Annotated in this window: 23 protein-coding genes; 13 read left to right on the top strand and 10 right to left on the bottom strand. The window is 65.2% G+C overall.

All coding sequences use genetic code 11. The features are described from left to right. Window positions 1-39: 39 nt before the first annotated feature. On the top strand, window positions 40-480 hold the full coding sequence (locus tag ACYRGX_RS07400; protein WP_473055964.1) for a hypothetical protein: 441 nt from the start codon (window positions 40-42) through the stop codon (window positions 478-480). Window positions 481-504: 24 nt separating this feature from the next. Next, window positions 505-1,131 (top strand): superoxide dismutase, encoded by a 627-nt coding sequence (locus ACYRGX_RS07405; protein WP_473055965.1) that lies wholly within the window; start codon window positions 505-507, stop codon window positions 1,129-1,131. A gap of 110 nt (window positions 1,132-1,241) precedes the next feature. Here the strand turns inward: ACYRGX_RS07405 and ACYRGX_RS07410 are convergent, their stop codons facing one another. The 10 genes from ACYRGX_RS07410 to ACYRGX_RS07455 form a co-directional block, all read right to left on the bottom strand. Next, window positions 1,242-1,514 (bottom strand): HPr family phosphocarrier protein, encoded by a 273-nt coding sequence (locus ACYRGX_RS07410; protein ID WP_473055966.1) that lies wholly within the window; start codon window positions 1,512-1,514, stop codon window positions 1,242-1,244. 12 nt (window positions 1,515-1,526) lie between these two features. Further along, window positions 1,527-2,384 (bottom strand): RNase adapter RapZ, encoded by an 858-nt coding sequence (gene rapZ, locus ACYRGX_RS07415; RefSeq protein WP_473055967.1) that lies wholly within the window; start codon window positions 2,382-2,384, stop codon window positions 1,527-1,529. 13 nt (window positions 2,385-2,397) lie between these two features. Beyond that, on the bottom strand, window positions 2,398-2,862 hold the full coding sequence (gene ptsN / locus ACYRGX_RS07420; RefSeq protein WP_473055968.1) for a PTS IIA-like nitrogen regulatory protein PtsN: 465 nt from the start codon (window positions 2,860-2,862) through the stop codon (window positions 2,398-2,400). Between the two features lie 10 nt (window positions 2,863-2,872). Continuing rightward, a complete protein-coding gene (gene hpf / locus ACYRGX_RS07425; protein WP_473055969.1) occupies window positions 2,873-3,181 on the bottom strand; it encodes a ribosome hibernation-promoting factor, HPF/YfiA family in 309 nt (102 codons plus the stop codon). A 53-nt stretch (window positions 3,182-3,234) separates the two neighbouring features. Then, window positions 3,235-4,743, bottom strand: coding sequence for an RNA polymerase factor sigma-54 (locus ACYRGX_RS07430; RefSeq protein ID WP_473055970.1), 1,509 nt, complete (start codon window positions 4,741-4,743; stop codon window positions 3,235-3,237). Between the two features lie 163 nt (window positions 4,744-4,906). Next, entirely contained in the window at window positions 4,907-5,632 is a 726-nt protein-coding gene (gene lptB, locus ACYRGX_RS07435) for an LPS export ABC transporter ATP-binding protein (RefSeq protein ID WP_473055971.1), read from the bottom strand. Continuing rightward, on the bottom strand, window positions 5,632-6,201 hold the full coding sequence (gene lptA, locus ACYRGX_RS07440; RefSeq protein WP_473055972.1) for a lipopolysaccharide transport periplasmic protein LptA: 570 nt from the start codon (window positions 6,199-6,201) through the stop codon (window positions 5,632-5,634). The genes lptB and lptA overlap by 1 nt, the downstream gene beginning before the upstream one ends. Then, window positions 6,188-6,760 carry an LPS export ABC transporter periplasmic protein LptC gene (gene lptC / locus ACYRGX_RS07445; RefSeq protein WP_473055973.1) on the bottom strand — a complete coding sequence of 191 codons (573 nt, stop codon included), beginning with the start codon at window positions 6,758-6,760 and terminating at the stop codon, window positions 6,188-6,190. Before lptC ends, lptA begins: the two co-directional genes overlap by 14 nt. 12 nt (window positions 6,761-6,772) lie before the next feature. Continuing rightward, complete coding sequence (locus tag ACYRGX_RS07450; RefSeq protein WP_473055974.1) at window positions 6,773-7,300, bottom strand: KdsC family phosphatase; 528 nt, start codon at window positions 7,298-7,300, stop codon at window positions 6,773-6,775. Window position 7,301: 1 nt separating this feature from the next. Next, complete coding sequence (locus tag ACYRGX_RS07455; RefSeq protein ID WP_473055975.1) at window positions 7,302-8,276, bottom strand: KpsF/GutQ family sugar-phosphate isomerase; 975 nt, start codon at window positions 8,274-8,276, stop codon at window positions 7,302-7,304. 251 nt (window positions 8,277-8,527) lie between these two features. Between ACYRGX_RS07455 and ACYRGX_RS07460 the strand changes: the two genes are divergently transcribed. From ACYRGX_RS07460 to ACYRGX_RS07510, 11 genes are all read left to right on the top strand, one after another. Next, on the top strand, window positions 8,528-9,337 hold the full coding sequence (locus tag ACYRGX_RS07460) for an ABC transporter ATP-binding protein (RefSeq protein WP_473055976.1): 810 nt from the start codon (window positions 8,528-8,530) through the stop codon (window positions 9,335-9,337). After that, window positions 9,337-10,134 carry a lipid asymmetry maintenance ABC transporter permease subunit MlaE gene (mlaE, locus tag ACYRGX_RS07465; RefSeq protein ID WP_473055977.1) on the top strand — a complete coding sequence of 266 codons (798 nt, stop codon included), beginning with the start codon at window positions 9,337-9,339 and terminating at the stop codon, window positions 10,132-10,134. The genes ACYRGX_RS07460 and mlaE overlap by 1 nt, the downstream gene beginning before the upstream one ends. After that, on the top strand, window positions 10,134-10,601 hold the full coding sequence (gene mlaD / locus ACYRGX_RS07470) for an outer membrane lipid asymmetry maintenance protein MlaD (RefSeq protein WP_473055978.1): 468 nt from the start codon (window positions 10,134-10,136) through the stop codon (window positions 10,599-10,601). Before mlaE ends, mlaD begins: the two co-directional genes overlap by 1 nt. A gap of 14 nt (window positions 10,602-10,615) precedes the next feature. Then, window positions 10,616-11,257, top strand: coding sequence for an MlaC/ttg2D family ABC transporter substrate-binding protein (locus ACYRGX_RS07475; RefSeq protein ID WP_473055979.1), 642 nt, complete (start codon window positions 10,616-10,618; stop codon window positions 11,255-11,257). Then, entirely contained in the window at window positions 11,247-11,555 is a 309-nt protein-coding gene (locus ACYRGX_RS07480; protein WP_473055980.1) for an STAS domain-containing protein, read from the top strand. The genes ACYRGX_RS07475 and ACYRGX_RS07480 overlap by 11 nt, the downstream gene beginning before the upstream one ends. Window positions 11,556-11,661: 106 nt before the next feature. Then, window positions 11,662-11,901 (top strand): BolA family protein, encoded by a 240-nt coding sequence (locus tag ACYRGX_RS07485; protein WP_473055981.1) that lies wholly within the window; start codon window positions 11,662-11,664, stop codon window positions 11,899-11,901. A 55-nt stretch (window positions 11,902-11,956) separates the two neighbouring features. Continuing rightward, window positions 11,957-13,222, top strand: a complete 1,266-nt coding sequence (gene murA, locus ACYRGX_RS07490; protein WP_473055982.1) for a UDP-N-acetylglucosamine 1-carboxyvinyltransferase — start codon at window positions 11,957-11,959, stop codon at window positions 13,220-13,222. A gap of 4 nt (window positions 13,223-13,226) precedes the next feature. Further along, on the top strand, window positions 13,227-13,862 hold the full coding sequence (gene hisG, locus ACYRGX_RS07495) for an ATP phosphoribosyltransferase (protein ID WP_473055983.1): 636 nt from the start codon (window positions 13,227-13,229) through the stop codon (window positions 13,860-13,862). Window positions 13,863-13,984: 122 nt separating this feature from the next. Next, window positions 13,985-15,295 (top strand): histidinol dehydrogenase, encoded by a 1,311-nt coding sequence (gene hisD, locus ACYRGX_RS07500; protein WP_473055984.1) that lies wholly within the window; start codon window positions 13,985-13,987, stop codon window positions 15,293-15,295. Window positions 15,296-15,352: 57 nt separating this feature from the next. Then, the gene (gene hisC, locus ACYRGX_RS07505) at window positions 15,353-16,408 is read left to right on the top strand and encodes a histidinol-phosphate transaminase (protein WP_473055985.1); all 1,056 of its coding nucleotides are present in this window, start codon (window positions 15,353-15,355) and stop codon (window positions 16,406-16,408) included. A gap of 324 nt (window positions 16,409-16,732) precedes the next feature. Continuing rightward, window positions 16,733-17,710: a peptidoglycan-binding domain-containing protein gene (locus tag ACYRGX_RS07510; protein ID WP_473055986.1), complete on the top strand. Its 978-nt coding sequence runs from the start codon at window positions 16,733-16,735 to the stop codon at window positions 17,708-17,710. The last annotated feature ends 88 nt before the right edge of the window (window positions 17,711-17,798 follow it).

Genomic DNA, 17,798 nt, shown 5'->3' on the forward strand with positions numbered 1-17,798 from the left:
CTTATCGCCAGACGCGCCGAGGCGGCGCAGGAGGCTCCCATGGAGCATTGGAAAGCACTGATCGAAGCCGGCAACGAGGCGTTTCGTGCGGGCTGCTGGGTCGAGGCGCGAGAGTGCTATCTGCAGGCGCTGGCCCTGGCGCAGACGCTGTTCGGGCGCTGGGCCGACGTCGACGAGGCCAGCGCAGCGCTGGTGGTGTCCTATCACAATCTTGCCGATCTGCACCTGCGCCTGGGCCAGGCCGAGGAGGGCGCCGAGTACCTCGGTGCCTGTCATGAACGCCTGCAGCGAGCCCAGCGCGACCCGCAATTGCCGCAGGCGTTACGCGAGAGCGCACAGCGCCATGCGCGGCGGGCCTATGTGGAGTTGCTGCATTTCATCGCCCGTCACGACGTGCAGCCCAGCGGCGCCACCTCGTTGATCCCGCCGGGCGGGCGCGCCCAGTTCGGCAAGCGCATGCCCAATCGCCAATATCACTGAGGTCGACTGGACCGGGAGAAGCCCATGAGCCATGAATTACCCCCGCTGCCCTATGCCTATGATGCGCTGGAGCCACATATCGACGCGCAGACCATGGAGATTCACCACAGCCGCCATCACCAGGCCTACGTGAACAACCTCAATGCGGCGCTGGAGGGGAGCGGCCTGGAGGCGCTGCCGGTCGAGGTGTTGCTGACCCGGTTGGATCAGGTCGCCGAAGCCAAGCGTGGTGCGGTGGTCAACAACGGAGGGGGGCACGCCAACCATTCGCTGTTCTGGACAGTGATGTCACCGAAGGGCGGCGGTGAGCCGACGGGCGACTTGGCGGCGGCCATCGATCGCGAGCTGGGTGGTTTCGCGGCGTTTCGCGAGGCATTCACCCAGGCGGCGCTGACCCGCTTCGGCAGCGGCTGGGCCTGGCTGAGCGTGACGCCGCAAGGCGGCCTGCTGGTTGAGAGCACCGGCAACCAGGACAGTCCGCTGATGACGGGCAATACGCCGATTCTAGGCCTGGATGTCTGGGAACACGCCTATTACTTGCGCTACCAGAACCGGCGTCCCGAATACATTGGCGCGTTCTACAACGTGGTCGATTGGAACGAGGTGGCTCGGCGCTACGCGTTGGCCTTGGATGCCGGTGGGCGTGTCTAGCCGATGAGGTGGGACGCGCGATCGCGCAGGCGACTGCAACGGGGTGTCGGGGTACTGGTCCTGGTGCTGGGTGCGGCGCTACTGCTCGATCGCCTCGTCAGCATGGTGGATCACTCACCCTCGCCGAAGCGGTCGTCGATGAGCTCGATCAGGGCCTGGAGCGCCTCGTCGCAGCGCTCTCCCTCGGTATGCAGGTGCACGGCGGTACCCTTGCCTGCGGCGAGCATCATCACCGCCATGATGCTCTTGCCGTCCACCAACTGATCCGGCGCACGACCGACGCGCACGCTGCAGGGATACTGCCCGGCGACGCCGACGAACTTAGCCGCCGCGCGTGCGTGCAGGCCCAGCTTGTTGATGATGAAGACTTCGCGGGCGGGCATCGATGGTTATCCTTAATGCAGATCGCGATGGCGGATCTGGACGTTCTTCAGCGCTTCGCGCAGGCTGCCACCGATGCGTTCGGCAAGGTAGACGGAGCGGTGCTGTCCGCCGGTGCAGCCGATCGCCACGGTGACGTAGGCGCGATTGCTGGCGGCGAAGCGCGGCAGCCATTTGCGCAGGTAGGTGTCGATGTCCTGGAACATCTCCTCGACGGAAGGCTGTTCCTCGAGGTATTCGGCAACCGCCGCGTCCAGCCCGGTCTGCTCGCGCAGCTCGGGCTTCCAGTAGGGATTGGGCAGACAGCGCACATCGAACACCAAGTCGGCATCGACCGGCATGCCCCGCTTGAAGCCGAACGACTCGAAGAGAAAGGCGGTGCCGGTGTCCGGGCGATCGAGCAGGCGCAGCTTCAGGCTGTCGCGCAACTGATAAAGATTGAGATGGGTGGTGTCGATCTTCAGATCGGCAAGGTCGGCGATGGGCCCCAGCAGCAGTGATTCGTCACGGATCGCTTCGGCCAGGGAGCGGGTGGCGCTGGTCAGTGGATGACGGCGGCGCGTCTCGGAGAAACGCTTGAGCAGCGTGTCGTCCTCGGCATCGAGATAGATCACGTCGCACTGGATGTGCCGGGCGCGCACTTCGTCGAGCAGTTCCGGAAAACGCTGCAACTGGCTGGGCAGATTGCGTGCGTCGATGGACACCGCGACCTGCGGCTGCAGCAGTTCGGTCTGCAGCAGCGCCCGCTCCGAGAGTTCGGGAAGCAGGGCGGCAGGAAGGTTGTCGATGCAGTAGAAACCGCTGTCCTCGAGCACGTTCAGTGCGGTGCTCTTGCCGGAGCCGGAGCGGCCGCTGACGACGATCAGGCGCATGGCGGTGGCCCGCTCAGCGTCCGTTCTGCACGTCGACCACGATCTGGTACAACGCGTCGGCGCTGTCGGCCTGATGCAGGCGCTCGCGTACGTCGGCGCGGTCGAGCATGCCGGCGATCTGCCGCAATAGCTCCAGATGCTCATCGGTAGCGGCCTGGGGCACCAGCAGGACGAACAGCAGGTCGACCGGAGCGCCGTCGATGGCGTCGAAGTCGACGGGCGTTTCCAGACGCAACACGGCGCTGATCGGCGTCAGGCAGCCGGCCAGCCGGCAGTGGGGGATGGCGATGCCATTGCCAAAGCCGGTCGAGCCGAGCTTCTCACGGGCGATCAATGCCTCGAAGATGTCTTGGGCGGCGAGTTCGGGAAGGTCGCGGGCAACCAGGTTGGCGATCTGTTCCAGAACGCGCTTCTTGCTGCCGCCCGGCACGCCCACGAGGACGCGGCCGGGGGTCAGGATGTTGTCGAGTCTTATCATCGGTTAGGGGTCAGCGGGCGGTCGCGCCCTGCTCTCGATTGAGCTGCTTTTCCTTGTATTTGATCAGTTGCCGGTCGAGCTTGTCGGCCAGCAGGTCGATGGCGGCGTACATGTCGTCGTGCTCGGCATTGGCGACGATCTCGCCGCCGGCAATGTGCAGGGTGGCCTCCACCTTCTGCTTGAGTTTTTCCACTTCCAGGATCACCTGGACGTTGCTGATCTTGTCGAAGTGCCGCTCCAGGCGGGTCAGCTTCTCCTCGATATAGTCGCGCAGGGCGTCGGTCACATCCAGTTGATGGCCACTGATGTTGACTTGCATGCTGCTTCTCCTTATCACCGTTGTTACTTACGACTTCGGATATCGCATGGCCGTCAGATCAGTCGCTTGCGTTCGCTGGAGGGCGCAATGCCCAGGGATTCCCGGTATTTGGCGACTGTCCGGCGGGCCACCTGAATGCCCTGTGCCTCCAGTAAACCAGCGATCTTGCTGTCGCTCAACGGCTTTTTAGCGTTTTCCGCAGCGACCAGTTTCTTGATGATCGCGCGGATCGCGGTCGACGAGCATTCGCCGCCTTCCGCGGTGCTGACGTGGCTGGAAAAGAAGTACTTCAGCTCGAAGATGCCGCGCGGGGTGTGCATGAACTTCTGCGTGGTCACGCGGGAAATGGTGGACTCGTGCATGCCCACCGCTTCGGCGATGTCGTGCAGGACCAACGGCTTCATCGCTTCCTCGCCGTACTCGAGGAAGCCGCGCTGATGCTCGACGATCTGCGTGGCGACCTTCATCAGCGTCTCGTTGCGGCTCTGCAGGCTCTTGATGAACCAGCGTGCCTCCTGCAACTGGTTGCGCATGAAGGTGTTGTCGCTGCTGCTGTCGGCGCGGCGTACGAAGCCGGCGTACTGCGGGTTGACGCGCAGTCGCGGCATGGCTTCCTGGTTGAGCTCGACCAGCCAGCGTTCGTTGTGCTTGCGGACGATGACGTCGGGCACCACGTATTCGGGTTCGCCGGTCTCGATCAGGGAGCCGGGACGTGGATTGAGGCCCTGGATCAGCTCGACGATCTGCTTGAGTTCGTCTTCGCGCAGCTTCATGCGCCGCAGCAATTGGGCGTAGTCGCGGCTGCCGAGCAGGTCCAGGTGGCTGCTCGCCAACTGGCGGGCCTGTTCCAGCCAGGGTGTGCGTGGCGGCAGTTGGGCGAGCTGGATCAGCAGGCATTCGCGCAGGTTGCGTGCACCGACACCGGCGGGCTCGAACTGCTGCACCCGGTGCAGGACGACCTCGACCTCGTCCAGTTCGATCTCCAGCTCGGGATCGAAGCCGGCGGCGATTTCCTCGAGGCTCTCCTCGAGGTAGCCATCGGGGTTGATCGAATCGATCAGGGTCATGGCGATGAGTCGGTCGGTGTCGGACATCGGCGCCAGGTTCAACTGCCAGAGCAGGTGGCTCTGCAGGCTTTCGCCGCCGGAGGTGCGGGCCGTGAAGTCCCACTCGTCGTCGTCATTGCTGGGCAGGCTGCTGGCGCTGGTCTGGTAGACGTCTTCCCAGGCGGTGTCCACCGGGAGCTCGTTGGGGATGCGCTCGCTCTCGCTCCAGTCGCCTTCCTCGCTGTGCTCGGCATGCTCGGAGGTGGGCACGCTGCTTTCCTGGAAAGCGATTTCCTGGCTGCTGGGGTTCTGCAGTTCGTCGCCATCGGCCAGTGGGTCGGAATGGTCGAAGTCCTCACCATCCTCCTGGCGTTCCAGCATGGGATTGGCTTCGAGCGCCTCCTGGATTTCCTGCTGCAGGTCGAGCGTGGAAAGTTGCAGGAGACGGATGGCCTGTTGCAGCTGCGGCGTCATCGTCAGCTGCTGGCCCATCTTTAGAACGAGCGATGGTTTCATGGCAGACCTTGTATGCAGGCGTCTATGCGCCGTCCAACTGCGTAGCGCTCGCGGCGCGCTCTGGAAGCAAATTATATGCCTGATATCGGGGGATATTTCCAGCGCTTATTGCGCGCCAGCGATGGACGCCCCGCGACGCTTGCGCGCGGGGCCTCCCTGAGGCCTAGAGGCGGAACTCGTGCCCCAGATAAACCTCGCGTACGAGGTCGTTGGAAAGGATCTCGGCGGCACTGCCTTCGGCGATCAGTTGGCCGTCGTTGACGATGAAGGCGTTCTGGCAGATGTCCAGGGTCTCGCGCACGTTATGGTCGGTGATCAGAACACCGATGCCCTTTTCGCTGAGGTGGCTGATGATCTGCTTGATGTCACCGACCGAGATCGGATCCACGCCGGCGAAGGGTTCGTCGAGGAGGATGAATTTCGGGTCGGTGGCCAGTGCGCGGGCGATTTCCGCGCGGCGGCGCTCGCCGCCGGACAGGCTCATGCCGCGGCTGTCGCGGATGTGGTTGATGTGGAACTCCTGCAGCAACTCTTCCAGACGGTGCTCGCGACCGGCGCGATCGAGGTCTTTGCGCGTCTGCAGGATGGCCATGATGTTCTCGGCCACGCTGAGCTTGCGAAAGATCGAGGCTTCCTGCGGCAGGTAGCCGATACCGGCACGGGCGCGCCCGTGCATCGGCTGGTGGCTGAGGTCCTGATCGTCGATCAGCACGCGGCCCTGATCGGCACGAACCAGGCCGACGATCATGTAGAAGCAGGTGGTCTTACCTGCGCCGTTGGGGCCGAGCAGGCCGACCACTTCGCCACTGTCGACCGACAGACTGACATCGCGGACGACCTGGCGGCCTTTGTAGGCCTTGGCCAGATGCTGGGCTTTGAGGGATGCCATTACTGGGGCTGGCCTTGTTCGCTGGACTGTTCGCTGCGCTGACGCGGCTGGATGACCATGTCTATGCGCGGTTGCGGCGTACCGACCTGCTCGCCACTGGCGCGGCCGGCGTTGACGATCTGGCGGCGCGTGTCGTAGACGATCTTTTCGCCTTCGAAGGTGTTGCCCTGCTGCTCCACGCGCGCCTGGTCGAGCAGGATGATCCGCTCGTTGTCGGCGAAGTACTGGATGCTGCGGCCGTAGGCCTTGACCAGCGGTTTGCCGGTGTCCGGCTGTTGCTCGTAATAGGCGGGTGCACCGAGGGCGGTGAACACCTTGATGTCGCCCTGGCCATTCTGCGTGATGGTCACGGTGTTGCCGGTGATCTTCAGGGTGCCCTGGGTGATCACCACGTCGCCGCGGTAGACCGCCACGCCCTGACGGTCATCCAGTTCTGCACTGTCGGCTTGCACGCGGATCGGCTGGTTGCGATCCGATGGCAGCGCCCAGGCGGGCAGGCTGCCGAAAGCGGCGCCAAAGGCGAGCAGGGCGCCGATCACTCGCGGGGAAGACTGTTTAACGAACCTCATGCTGACCTCTTACGTTCGACAGCAGGAGCACCCTGCCATCGTCTAGATACGCTTTCATCCCTGTGGCCGTGGTCACCCCGCCGGCAGCCTCGATTCTAACGGGCTGTTCGGTTTGCGCATAATTCCGATCGGGGTAAAGGGTCAGGCGACTGGTGGTGAGTTCGCTGGCGCGCCCGCGGGCGTCGCTGCGCTGGATGCGTACGGCATCGATCAGTTCGACGGACTCGCCGCCCGCGCTGACCTCGGCGCGTTCGCTACGGATGTTCCAGGGTTTTTCGTTGGCGCCACGGTAGGCGAGCCCGCGGGGCTGCTGCAGGTAGGTGACGTCATTGGATTTGTGATGTTCGAGGCGTTCGGCCTGCGCCTGGTAGCGCGGCGAGCCATCGACGCGGTACTGCACCGTCTGCGCGTTCTGCGCATAGAAGTCGATTTCGGCCTGGGGCGTGGCTGGCGGGCGGCTGTCGAGAAAACTCTCCGGGCGCACGTTCCAGTAGCCGAGGGCTACCAGCAGTGCGGCGAAGAGGATCAGCGGCAGCAGGCTGCGCAGTTTGGCGAGCATGATGACTCCGGCCTAGAGATAACTGGACCTTGCGGCGTCCAGGGTGCCCTGGGCGTGCATGATCAATTCGCAGAATTCTCGCGCGGCACCCTCGCCGCCGCGCGCCTGGGTCACGCCGTGGGCGTGCTTGCGGACGAAACCATCGGCGCTGGCGACGGCCATGCCCAGGCCCACCCGGCGGATCACCGGAAGGTCGGGAAGATCGTCGCCCAGGTAGGCAACCTGCGCGTATTCGAGGCCCAAAGCGGCAAGCAGTTCGTCGAGTACCACGAGTTTGTCTTCGCGCCCCTGATACAGGTGGCGGATGCCGAGATTCTCGGCGCGGCGCGCCACCACGGGACTCGAGCGACCGCTGATGATCGCCGTGGCCACGCCCGAGGCGCCGAGCATCTTGATGCCGTGGCCGTCGAGGGTGTTGAAGGTCTTGAATTCGCTGCCATCGGCGAGGAAGTACAGGCGGCCGTCGGTGAGCACGCCGTCGACGTCGAAGATCGCCAGGCGGATGTCGGCAGCGCGACGCAGTAATTCGTTACCGAGCATGTCAGAGGACCCCTGCGCGGGTTAGGTCGTGGATGTGCAGTGCGCCACAGGGGACGCCCTCGGCGTCGATCACCGGCAGGGCGCTGATCTTGTGGTCGTCCATGATCTTCAGCGCTTCGGCGGCGAGCATTTCCGCCTGGGCGGTGCGCGGTCGCGCCGTCATCACATCGTCGATGCTGGCGTTGCGTACGTCCAGTTCGCGATCCAGGGTGCGGCGCAGATCGCCGTCGGTGAAGACGCCAGCGAGGTGCCCTTCGGCATCCACCACCAGGGTCATGCCCAGGCCCTTGCGGGTCATCTCCAGCAGCGCTTCGCGCAGCGGGGTACCGCGTTGCACGCAGGGCAGGGCCTCGCCGCGATGCATGATGTCGCCGACCTTGAGCAGCAGGCGGCGACCGAGGGCGCCACCGGGGTGCGAGAAGGCGAAGTCCTCGGCGGTGAAGCCGCGAGCCTCGAGCAGTGCGATGGCCAGTGCGTCGCCGAGTACCAGGGCCACGGTGGTCGAGGATGTCGGCGCCAGGTTCAGCGGGCAGGCCTCCTGCTCGACGCTGGCGTCGAGGTTCACCGCGGCGGCGCGCGCCAGTGGCGAGTCCGGGTTGCCGGTCATGCTGATCAGGGTGATGCCCAGGCGCTTGATCAGCGGCAGCAGGGTCACGATCTCGGCGGTCGAGCCGGAGTTGGAGAGGGCGATGACCACGTCGTCTCCGGTGATCATGCCCATGTCGCCGTGGCTGGCTTCGGCCGGGTGCACGAAGTAGGCGGTGGTGCCGGTGCTGGCGAGGGTCGCGGCGAGCTTGCGGCCGACATGCCCCGACTTGCCCATGCCGACCACGACGACCCGCCCCTTGCTGTCGAGTATCAGCTGGCAGGCGCGCTCGAAGCCTTCGTCGAGGTTGTCCAGCATGCGCTGCACGGCCTGCATTTCCAGGCTGATGGTGCGCTGCGCGATGGCGAGGAGGTTGGGCGTCTTCGGCATGGTCTATCGGCTGGCAGTAAAAGACGAGGAGTATAACGGGAATCGGCGGCAGCCTCACCTGTGGGAGGTGTTCCCTGTTCGCAGACTGGCATGCCCAGGCTGTCGGCAAGCTTAATCTCGCCGGCCGATGCTTTGGGACGCTCAGGGCCGGTGCTATAGTGCGCGGCCTGATTTCTTGTCCCTCCCGGAGGCGCGGTGTCTCGCAGTCGCTTCGGAGCGTCAATCGGCAAGACCCGTCGCAAGGAGTTTCGATGAGTGTTGGTAGCGACTGCGCGGTCGAACTGAAGGGCCTGACCTTCAGGCGCGGCGCGCGCACCATTTTCGATGACGTGGACATCCGCATTCCGCGCGGCAAGGTCACCGGCATCATGGGCCCCTCGGGCAGTGGCAAGACCACCCTGTTGCGTCTGATGAGCGCCCAACTGCGCCCCGAGCGTGGCCAGGTACTGGTCGAGGGCGTCGATCTGCCCGGCTTGTCGCGCCCCGATCTGTTCGAGATGCGCAAGCGCATGGGCGTGCTGTTCCAGAGTGGCGCGCTGTTCTCCGATCTCGACGTGTTCGAGAACGTAGCGTTCCCGCTGCGGGTGCACACCCAACTGCCCGAAGAGATGATCCGCGACATCGTGTTGATGAAGCTGCAAGCCGTCGGCTTGCGCGGTGCCGCCGAGCTGATGCCCGACGAGCTCTCCGGTGGCATGCGCCGGCGCGTGGCCTTGGCGCGTGCGATCGCCCTGGATCCCGGGATCCTGATGTACGACGAACCCTTTGCCGGGCAGGATCCGATCGCCATGGGCGTGCTCGTGCGCCTGATCCGTTCGCTCAACGATGCGCTGGGCATCACCAGCATCGTGGTTTCCCATGATCTGGCGGAGACCGCGAGCATCGCCGACTACCTCTACGTGGTCGGCGATGGTCAGGTGCTCGGACAGGGTTCGCCCGAGGAGTTGAGTCGTTCCGACGATCCACGCATCCGCCAGTTCATGCGCGGTGCGCCGGATGGTCCGGTGCCTTTCCACTACCCGGCCGCGGATTACCGTGAGCAACTGCTGGGGGATTTTTGATGCGTTCCGTTTCAGCCATCGAGCGCATTCGCCTGCTGGGCAAGGCGGGGCTCGACGTGCTTGCCGCTCTGGGGCGTTCCACCTTGTTCCTGGGGCACGCCCTGGCGGGCCGCGGGGGCGTCGGTAACGGCTTCGCGCTGCTGCTCAAGCAGCTCTACTCGGTCGGCGTGCTATCGCTGGCGATCATCGTGGTTTCCGGTCTATTCATCGGCATGGTGCTGGCGCTGCAGGGCTACAACATCCTCAGTCAGTATGGTTCCGACGAGGCCGTTGGGCAGATGGTCGCGCTGACCCTGTTGCGTGAGTTGGGGCCCGTGGTCACCGCCTTGCTGTTCGCCGGGCGTGCCGGTTCGGCATTGACCGCGGAAATCGGCAACATGAAGTCCACCGAGCAGCTCTCCAGCCTGGAGATCATCGGCGTGGACCCCCTCAAGTACGTGATCGCCCCACGGCTGTGGGCCGGCTTCATCTCGATGCCGCTGCTGGCGATGATCTTCAGCGTGGTCGGCATCTGGGGCGGCGCGATGGTCGCCGTGGACTGGCTCGGCGTCTATGAAGGCTCCTACTGGGCCAACATGCAGAGCAGCGTGCAGTTCAGCGAGGACGTGCTCAATGGCATCATCAAGAGCCTCGTCTTCGCCTTCGTGGTGACCTGGATCGCCGTGTTCCAGGGCTACGACTGCGAGCCGACCTCCGAAGGGATCGGCCGCGCCACTACCCGTACCGTCGTCTACGCCTCGCTTGCCGTGCTGGGGCTGGACTTCATCCTGACCGCTTTGATGTTCGGAGACTTCTGATGCGCATCCGCACCCTGGAAATCGGTGTCGGCCTGTTCCTGCTCGCCGGCCTGCTGGCGCTGCTGCTGCTCGCCTTGCGGGTCAGCGGGCTGTCCGTGGCCTCGCACAACGACAGTTACAAACTCTATGCGTATTTCGACAATGTCGCGGGTCTGAATAGTCGGGCAAAGGTCACCATGGCCGGCGTCACCATCGGCCGGGTTACCGCCGTGGACCTGGATCGCGACAGCTTCATGGGTCGCGTCACCCTCGAGGTGGACGCTTCGGTGAACAATCTGCCGACCGACTCCACGGCCTCGATCCTGACCGCCGGATTGCTTGGCGAGAAATACGTCGGTCTCAGTGTCGGCGGCGACGAAGCGGTGCTCAAGGATGGGGGAACCATCCGTGACACCCAGTCGTCCCTGGTGCTCGAGGACCTGATCGGCAAGTTCCTCATCAATTCCGTAGGCAAGGATGCCAAATGACAACGAGGTTCCCTATGTTCGCTTCCCTCTTGCGTGGCCTGATGGTGCTTGCCGCCGCCGTGCCGTTGCTGGTGCAGGCCGCAACGCAGACTCCCGAGCAGGTGGTGCAGAAGACCATCGACGAACTGCTCGCCGACCTGGATGCCAACGGCGAGCGCTACCGTAGCGACCGCGAAGCCTTCTACAAGGCGCTCGACGGCATTCTCACCCCCGTGGTGGATGCCGAAGGCGTGTCGCGCAGCATCATGACCGTGCGCTACTCGCGCAACGCATCGCCCGAGCAGATGGCGCGTTTCGTCGAGAACTTCAAGCGCAGCCTGGTGCAGTTCTACGGCAACGCGCTGCTGGACTTCGAGAACCATGGCCTGAGCATTACCGGCTCGCGGGTCGATGGTGATCGCGCCAGCGTCGACATGACCCTGGTCGGGCGCCAGGGCGAGACCTATCCGATCAGCTACACCTTAGTGCTGCTCAATGGCCAGTGGCGCTTGCGCAACGTCATCGTCAACGGCATCAACATGGGCAAGCTGTTCCGTGACCAGTTCGCCGAAGCCATGCGCAAGAACGGCAACGACCTGGACAAGACCATCGACGGCTGGGCCGGTGAAGTGGCCAAGGCCAAGGCGACTGCCGAGGAAAGCGACGATGCCCGCTGAGGCGGCCTCGCTCGAACGCGGCGCGCCGGGCGAGCTGATGCTCGCCGGCGTGCTCGACGTGCACAGCGGACCGGCCCTGCGCGAGCAAGGACGCGTATTGATCGCCGAGAGCGAGGTCGATGCCCTGGTGCTCGATTGCTCCGGGGTGACCCGTTCGAGCAGCGTGGGCCTGGCGTTGCTGTTGGCCTGGCTGCGTGATGCGCGCGCTCAGGGGCGTACCCTGGCGTTGCGCGGCCTGCCCGAGGACATGCGCAAGATCGCCAGCGTCTGCGAGCTGGAGCCGCTACTCGGACTCTGATGTCCTGGCGGCTGGCGTTCCGAGCGCTTCGCCGTTGGCGGTAATTTCGGCTATCATGGCCGGCCACGCCGACACGGGTCGGCAGTCAGGCTACAAGGGGTAGAACATGCAGGCCGTCGAAGTCAAAACCTTCCTTGAGCAGCAGCTTCCCGGCACGCGCGTCGAGGTCGAGGGCGAGGGCTGCAACTTCCAGCTCAACCTGATCGGTGACGAGCTCGCCGCGCTGAGCCCGGTCAAGCGTCAGCAGCAGGTCTATGCCCATCTCAATCCCTGGATCGCCGACGGTCGCATCCATGCGGTGACCATGAAGTTCTTCAGTCAGGCCGCCTGGACCGAACGCGCCTGAGCGCACCCCCGAATTTTTCCGGCGTCGCGTCTGCGGCGCGGGCACAGAGAGCTCTATGGATAAACTGATCATTACCGGCGGGGTGCGCCTGAACGGCGAAATCCGCGTTTCCGGCGCCAAGAACTCCGCGCTGCCGATTCTGGCTGCCACCCTGCTGGCCGATACCCCGGTCACCGTGTGCAACCTGCCGCACCTGCACGACATCACCACGATGATCGAGCTGTTCGGACGCATGGGCGTGCAGCCGGTGATCGACGAGAAGCTCAGCGTCGAGGTCGACGCCAGCACCATCCAGACCCTGGTGGCGCCCTACGAGCTGGTCAAGACCATGCGCGCTTCGATTCTCGTCCTCGGGCCGATGGTCGCGCGCTTCGGCGAGGCCGAGGTGGCGTTGCCCGGTGGCTGCGCCATCGGCTCGCGCCCGGTCGACCTGCACATTCGCGGGCTCGAGGCGATGGGCGCGGAAATCAGCGTCGAAGGTGGCTACATCAAGGCCAAGGCGCCGGCCGGTGGCCTGCGTGGCGCGCACTTCTTCTTCGACACCGTCAGCGTGACCGGTACCGAGAACGTGATGATGGCCGCGGCCCTGGCCAAGGGTCGCAGCGTGCTGGAGAACGCCGCGCGCGAGCCGGAGGTGGTCGACCTGGCCAACTTCCTCATCGCCATGGGTGCCAACATCCAGGGTGCCGGCACCGACACCCTCATCATCGATGGCGTCGAGCGTCTGGGTGGCGGTCGCTACAACGTCATGCCCGACCGCATCGAGACCGGCACCTACCTGGTGGCGGCCGCTGCGACCGGTGGCCGAGTGAAGCTCAAGGACACCGATCCGAGCATCCTCGAGGCGGTGCTGCTCAAGCTGCAGGAGGCCGGTGCGCAGATCGATACCGGCAAGGACTGGATCTCCCTCGACATGAAGGGCAATCGTCCGCGCGCAGTGAGCGTGCGTACCGCGCCCTATCCGGCGTTCCCCACCGACATGCAGGCGCAGTTCATCTCCCTCAACGCCATCGCCGAGGGTACTGGTACGGTGATCGAGACGGTGTTCGAGAACCGCTTCATGCACGTCTATGAGATGAACCGCATGGGCGCGCAGATCCAGATCGAAGGCAACACCGCCATCGTCACCGGCGTGCCGCAGCTCAAGGCGGCGCCGGTCATGGCTACCGACCTGCGCGCATCGGCGAGTCTGGTCATCGCCGGCCTGGTCGCCGAGGGCGATACGCTGATCGATCGCATCTACCACATCGACCGTGGCTACGAATGCATCGAGGAAAAACTGCAGTTGCTGGGCGCGAAGATTCGCCGGATTCCGGGTTGATGCCATGCTGACCATCGCACTTTCCAAGGGGCGTATCCTCGACGACACCCTGCCGCTGCTGGCCGAGGCGGGCATCGCGCCCACCGAGGATCCGGACAAGAGCCGCAAGCTGATCATTCCGACCACCCTGGACGACGTGCGCCTGCTGATCGTCCGTGCCACCGATGTGCCGACCTACGTCGAGCACGGCGCGGCGGATCTGGGCGTGGCCGGCAAGGACGTGCTCATGGAGTACGGCGGTCATGGACTCTATGAACCGCTGGACCTGAAGATTGCCCGCTGCAAGCTGATGACCGCCGGCAAGGTCGGCGCTGCGGAGCCGCGCGGGCGCCTGCGTGTGGCGACCAAGTTCGTCAACGTCGCCAAGCGCTACTACGCCGAGCAGGGTCGTCAGGTGGACATCATCAAGCTCTACGGCTCGATGGAGCTGGCGCCGTTGGTGGGCCTGGCGGACAAGATCATCGACGTGGTCGACACCGGCAACACGCTGCGTGCCAATGGCCTGGAACCCCAGGAGCTGATCGCCACCATCAGCTCGCGACTGATCGTCAACAAGGCCTCCATGAAGATGCAGCACGAGCGCATCCAGGCGTTGATCGATACCCTGCGCGGCGCGGTCGAGCACCGACACGGGCACTGACGCTCCAGCCTATCCGTGTCATAGCCAGAATCTCGGGTGCCCGCACGGTGGGCTTGGTAAGCTAGGCGCTTCGCGCGCCTGACCGTGGCGCCCGGGTTCATCGCATCGCACGAGGCTCTGTCATGACCGCTCCGCTCGCTCTTCGCCGACTTTCCGCCCTCGATCCGGATTTCGCCCGACACCTGGATCATTTGCTGGCGTGGGAGAGCGTTTCGGACGACGCCGTCAACGGCCGCGTGCTGGAGATCATCGACGCGGTGCGCCGCGATGGTGACGCCGCGCTGGTCGAATACACCCGCCGTTTCGATGGCCTCGAGGTCGCCTCGATGGCTGACCTCATCCTGCCGCGCGAGCGCTTGGAGCAAGCCCTGGCGGCGATCACGCCGGCACAGCGCGAGGCGCTGGAAGTGGCGGCAGAGCGCGTGCGCCTCTACCACGAACGGCAGAAGCAGGATTCCTGGACCTATACCGAGGCCGACGGCACCGTGCTCGGGCAGAAGATCACACCGCTGGATCGTGCCGGGCTCTACGTGCCGGGTGGCAAGGCGTCCTATCCCTCGTCGGTGCTGATGAACGCGATCCCCGCCAAGGTCGCCGGGGTGCCCGAGGTGGTGATGGTGGTGCCCACCCCGCGTGGCGAGATCAACGAACTGGTGCTCGCTGCCGCGGCGCTGGCAGGCGTCGATCGCGTGTTCACCATCGGCGGCGCGCAGGCCGTGGCCGCGTTGGCCTACGGCACCCAAAGCTTGCCGCCGGTGGACAAGATCGTCGGCCCGGGCAACATCTATGTGGCGACCGCCAAGCGCCACGTGTTCGGCAAGGTCGGTATCGACATGATCGCCGGACCCTCGGAGATCCTGGTGGTCTGCGACGGCCAGACCGATCCGGACTGGATCGCCATGGACCTGTTTTCCCAGGCCGAGCACGACGAGGACGCCCAGGCCATCCTCGTCAGTCCGGATGCGGCGTTCCTCGACGCCGTGGCAGCCAGCATCGCCAAACTGCTGCCGACCATGGAGCGTGCCGAGATCATCCGTACTTCGCTGGAAGGACGTGGCGCGCTGATCCACGTGGCCGATCAGGCGCAGGCCATCGAAGTGGCCAACCGCATCGCGCCCGAACACTTGGAGTTGTCGGTGGCCGAGCCCGATGCCTGGTTGCCACACATCCGGCATGCCGGGGCGATCTTCATGGGGCGCTACACCGCCGAGGCGCTGGGCGACTACTGCGCCGGCCCGAACCACGTGCTGCCGACGTCCGGCACCGCGCGTTTCTCCTCGCCGCTGGGCGTGTACGACTTCCAGAAACGCTCGTCGATCATCCATTGCTCGGCCGATGGCGCCTCGCAACTGGGGCGCACCGCCTCGGTGCTGGCCCGTGGCGAATCGCTGACCGCGCACGCGCGCAGCGCCGAGTACCGCATCAAGCACTGAGTGCGGGCGGGCAGTCTGCCCGCCGTTCCACCTATCGAATTCGAGGAGAAGCGGGTGATGAGCAAGTTCTGGAACCCCTTCGTCAAAGACCTGGTGCCCTACGTGCCCGGCGAGCAGCCGAAGATGAATCGGCTGGTCAAACTGAATACCAATGAAAACCCCTACGGTCCTTCGCCGAAGGCGCTGGCCGCGATGCAGGCCCAGCTGGGTGACGACCTGCGCCTGTACCCCGATCCCAACGGTGACGTGTTGAAGCGTGCCGTGGCGGAGTTCTACGGCGTGCAGCCGGCCCAGGTCTTCGTCGGCAACGGTTCGGACGAAGTGCTGGCGCACGCCTTCCATGGCCTGTTCGGCCACGGCGGGCCGTTGTTCTTCCCGGATATCAGCTACAGCTTCTATCCGGTGTACTGCGGCCTCTACGGCATCCCCTTCGAGGCGGTCGCGCTGGATGAGCATTTCGCCATCCGCGTCGAGGACTACGCGCGTCCCAATGGCGGCATCGTCTTCCCCAACCCGAACGCGCCGACCGGTTGCCTGCTGAAGCTGGAGGCGGTCGAGCAGCTGCTGCAGGCGAGTCCGGACTCGGTGGTGCTCGTCGACGAGGCCTACATCGACTTCGGCGGCGAGAGCGCCGTGTCGCTGGTCGATCGCTACCCGAACCTGCTGGTCTGCCAGACCCTCTCCAAATCGCGCTCCCTGGCGGGCTTGCGGGTCGGCCTGGCGATCGGGCATCCCGATCTGATCGAGGCGCTGGAGCGGGTGAAGAACAGCTTCAACTCCTATCCGCTGGACCGCGTTGCGCTGGCCGGGGCGGCAGCCGCCTTCGAGGATCGTGCCTGGTTCGACGAAACCCGCGGCAAGGTCATCGCCAGTCGCGAAGCGTTGGTGGCCGCGTTGCAGGGACTGGATTTCGAAGTGCTGCCGTCGGCGGCGAACTTCGTCTTCGCCCGTCATGCGACCTGGGAGGGGGCGGCGCTGGCGGCCGGGTTGCGGGAGCGGGGCGTCATCGTGCGGCATTTTGCCAAGCCCCGGATCGACCGCTTCCTGCGCATCAGCATCGGTACGCCGGAGCAGAACGAGGCCTTGCTGGAAGCCCTGCTGGCAGTGCTCTGAGGCCCCTTTCCGGGGCGCAGGCCATGGGCCAGCACATCCAAGGTTGAGCCGGCGCGCGAGCTGCCGCTAGAATGCCTGCCAAGCAACCAGGGAACAGGTGATTCCGTGCGTCGTCAAATCTTGCTGGGTTCGTTGTTCGTCGCCGTGTCCGGCTGCAGTTCCATGTCTACGTTGTTCGATCACGGAACGGCCTCCAGGGCAGCGAATCCCGCCGCTCCGGCGCCTGTCGCCTCTCCCGTGGCCGAGGAGCCGGTCGCCTCTCCAGTTGCCCCCGCCGTTCCTTCGGCGCCTGCGCAGCCGCAGGTCCAGTCGGCACCCCGGCCGATGGCTGCGCAACTGCCGCAGGAGGTTCCGGTGATTCCCGCCGGCGCATCCGCAGCGTTGCCGCCGCAACAGCCGGCCCCCGCGCCGGCGCCCGTCGCTGCTTCGATGGTAGCGCCTGGCGCCGTGCAAGTGCTGCCCGGACAGTGCTGGGTCTATGCGCAGGTCAAGCCCAAGCCGGTGCAGCGCACCGTCGAGGTGGTGCTCAAGGATTCGGTGAACAAGATCACCGTTAGCCCGGCCGAACTGCGCCAGGGCTTCAAGCAGGTCGTCACCCGCGAGGGCACCAAGACCTACCGCATCGAGCCGGCGACCTACAAGGAAGTCAGCGAGCGCGTCGAGGTGCGCCCCGAGGTCAAGCGCTACGAAGTGGTGCCGCCGGTGTACATGGCCCAGCAGCAGGAGATCACCGTCAAGGAAGCCAAGACGGTGCTGGAAACCTGCGGCACCGCCGGCACCCGGTATGCCCAGGCCGTTGGCGTGACCGCCTTCTGCGCACGGCAGATTCCGGCGCAGACCAAGGAAGTGCAGACCGAGGTGCTGGTCGAGCCGGAGCGCGTGCGTGAGGTAATCGAGCCTGCGGTCTACGAGACCGTCAAGCGCTGGGTCGTCGATCAGCCGGCGCGCGCCGTCGAGGTCGATGTGCCGCCGGAAACCGAGCAGCTCGCCACGCAGGAAGTCACCCGCCCGGTGCAGGCCAGCCAGGTCATCATCCCCGAGCAGACCGAGCGCATGGACGTGACCGCTTTCGAAGGCCAGGCCAGCATCGTCTCGCGGCAGGCGGTCTGCGATTCGGACATCAACGAGAATCTGGTGCGTGACGTGCAGGTGCGTCTGTCCCGTGAGGGCTACGGTCCGGGCAATATCGACGGCAAGCTGGGACCGCGCACCATCGAAGCGCTGGTGGGCTACCAGGAGAAGAACGGGCTGGCGATCGGCGCGTTGACCCTGGAGACGCTCGATGCGTTGGGCGTGCGCTGAGCAGTGAGTTCGAAAGAAGGGAGGCATTGCCTCCCTTCTTGCATTTTGGCGTCTGGTGCGGCTGCGCTATTGGCAGCGCCGGGGTTCG

Source organism: Pseudomonas sp. R4-15, assembly GCF_055768815.1.

Excerpts from the sequence above, each read along its gene's own strand:
- ACYRGX_RS07400 (WP_473055964.1), top strand. The coding sequence starts at position 40 with ATGGAGCATTGGAAAGCACTGATCGAAGCCGGCAACGAGGCGTTTCGT.
- ACYRGX_RS07405 (WP_473055965.1), top strand. The coding sequence starts at position 505 with ATGAGCCATGAATTACCCCCGCTGCCCTATGCCTATGATGCGCTGGAG.
- ACYRGX_RS07410 (WP_473055966.1), bottom strand. The coding sequence starts at position 1,514 with ATGCCCGCCCGCGAAGTCTTCATCATCAACAAGCTGGGCCTGCACGCA.
- rapZ (WP_473055967.1), bottom strand. The coding sequence starts at position 2,384 with ATGCGCCTGATCGTCGTCAGCGGCCGCTCCGGCTCCGGCAAGAGCACC.
- ptsN (WP_473055968.1), bottom strand. The coding sequence starts at position 2,862 with ATGATAAGACTCGACAACATCCTGACCCCCGGCCGCGTCCTCGTGGGC.
- hpf (WP_473055969.1), bottom strand. The coding sequence starts at position 3,181 with ATGCAAGTCAACATCAGTGGCCATCAACTGGATGTGACCGACGCCCTG.
- ACYRGX_RS07430 (WP_473055970.1), bottom strand. The coding sequence starts at position 4,743 with ATGAAACCATCGCTCGTTCTAAAGATGGGCCAGCAGCTGACGATGACG.
- lptB (WP_473055971.1), bottom strand. The coding sequence starts at position 5,632 with ATGGCATCCCTCAAAGCCCAGCATCTGGCCAAGGCCTACAAAGGCCGC.
- lptA (WP_473055972.1), bottom strand. The coding sequence starts at position 6,201 with ATGAGGTTCGTTAAACAGTCTTCCCCGCGAGTGATCGGCGCCCTGCTC.
- lptC (WP_473055973.1), bottom strand. The coding sequence starts at position 6,760 with ATGCTCGCCAAACTGCGCAGCCTGCTGCCGCTGATCCTCTTCGCCGCA.
- ACYRGX_RS07450 (WP_473055974.1), bottom strand. The coding sequence starts at position 7,300 with ATGCTCGGTAACGAATTACTGCGTCGCGCTGCCGACATCCGCCTGGCG.
- ACYRGX_RS07455 (WP_473055975.1), bottom strand. The coding sequence starts at position 8,276 with ATGCCGAAGACGCCCAACCTCCTCGCCATCGCGCAGCGCACCATCAGC.
- ACYRGX_RS07460 (WP_473055976.1), top strand. The coding sequence starts at position 8,528 with ATGAGTGTTGGTAGCGACTGCGCGGTCGAACTGAAGGGCCTGACCTTC.
- mlaE (WP_473055977.1), top strand. The coding sequence starts at position 9,337 with ATGCGTTCCGTTTCAGCCATCGAGCGCATTCGCCTGCTGGGCAAGGCG.
- mlaD (WP_473055978.1), top strand. The coding sequence starts at position 10,134 with ATGCGCATCCGCACCCTGGAAATCGGTGTCGGCCTGTTCCTGCTCGCC.
- ACYRGX_RS07475 (WP_473055979.1), top strand. The coding sequence starts at position 10,616 with ATGTTCGCTTCCCTCTTGCGTGGCCTGATGGTGCTTGCCGCCGCCGTG.
- ACYRGX_RS07480 (WP_473055980.1), top strand. The coding sequence starts at position 11,247 with ATGCCCGCTGAGGCGGCCTCGCTCGAACGCGGCGCGCCGGGCGAGCTG.
- ACYRGX_RS07485 (WP_473055981.1), top strand. The coding sequence starts at position 11,662 with ATGCAGGCCGTCGAAGTCAAAACCTTCCTTGAGCAGCAGCTTCCCGGC.
- murA (WP_473055982.1), top strand. The coding sequence starts at position 11,957 with ATGGATAAACTGATCATTACCGGCGGGGTGCGCCTGAACGGCGAAATC.
- hisG (WP_473055983.1), top strand. The coding sequence starts at position 13,227 with ATGCTGACCATCGCACTTTCCAAGGGGCGTATCCTCGACGACACCCTG.
- hisD (WP_473055984.1), top strand. The coding sequence starts at position 13,985 with ATGACCGCTCCGCTCGCTCTTCGCCGACTTTCCGCCCTCGATCCGGAT.
- hisC (WP_473055985.1), top strand. The coding sequence starts at position 15,353 with ATGAGCAAGTTCTGGAACCCCTTCGTCAAAGACCTGGTGCCCTACGTG.
- ACYRGX_RS07510 (WP_473055986.1), top strand. The coding sequence starts at position 16,733 with ATGGCTGCGCAACTGCCGCAGGAGGTTCCGGTGATTCCCGCCGGCGCA.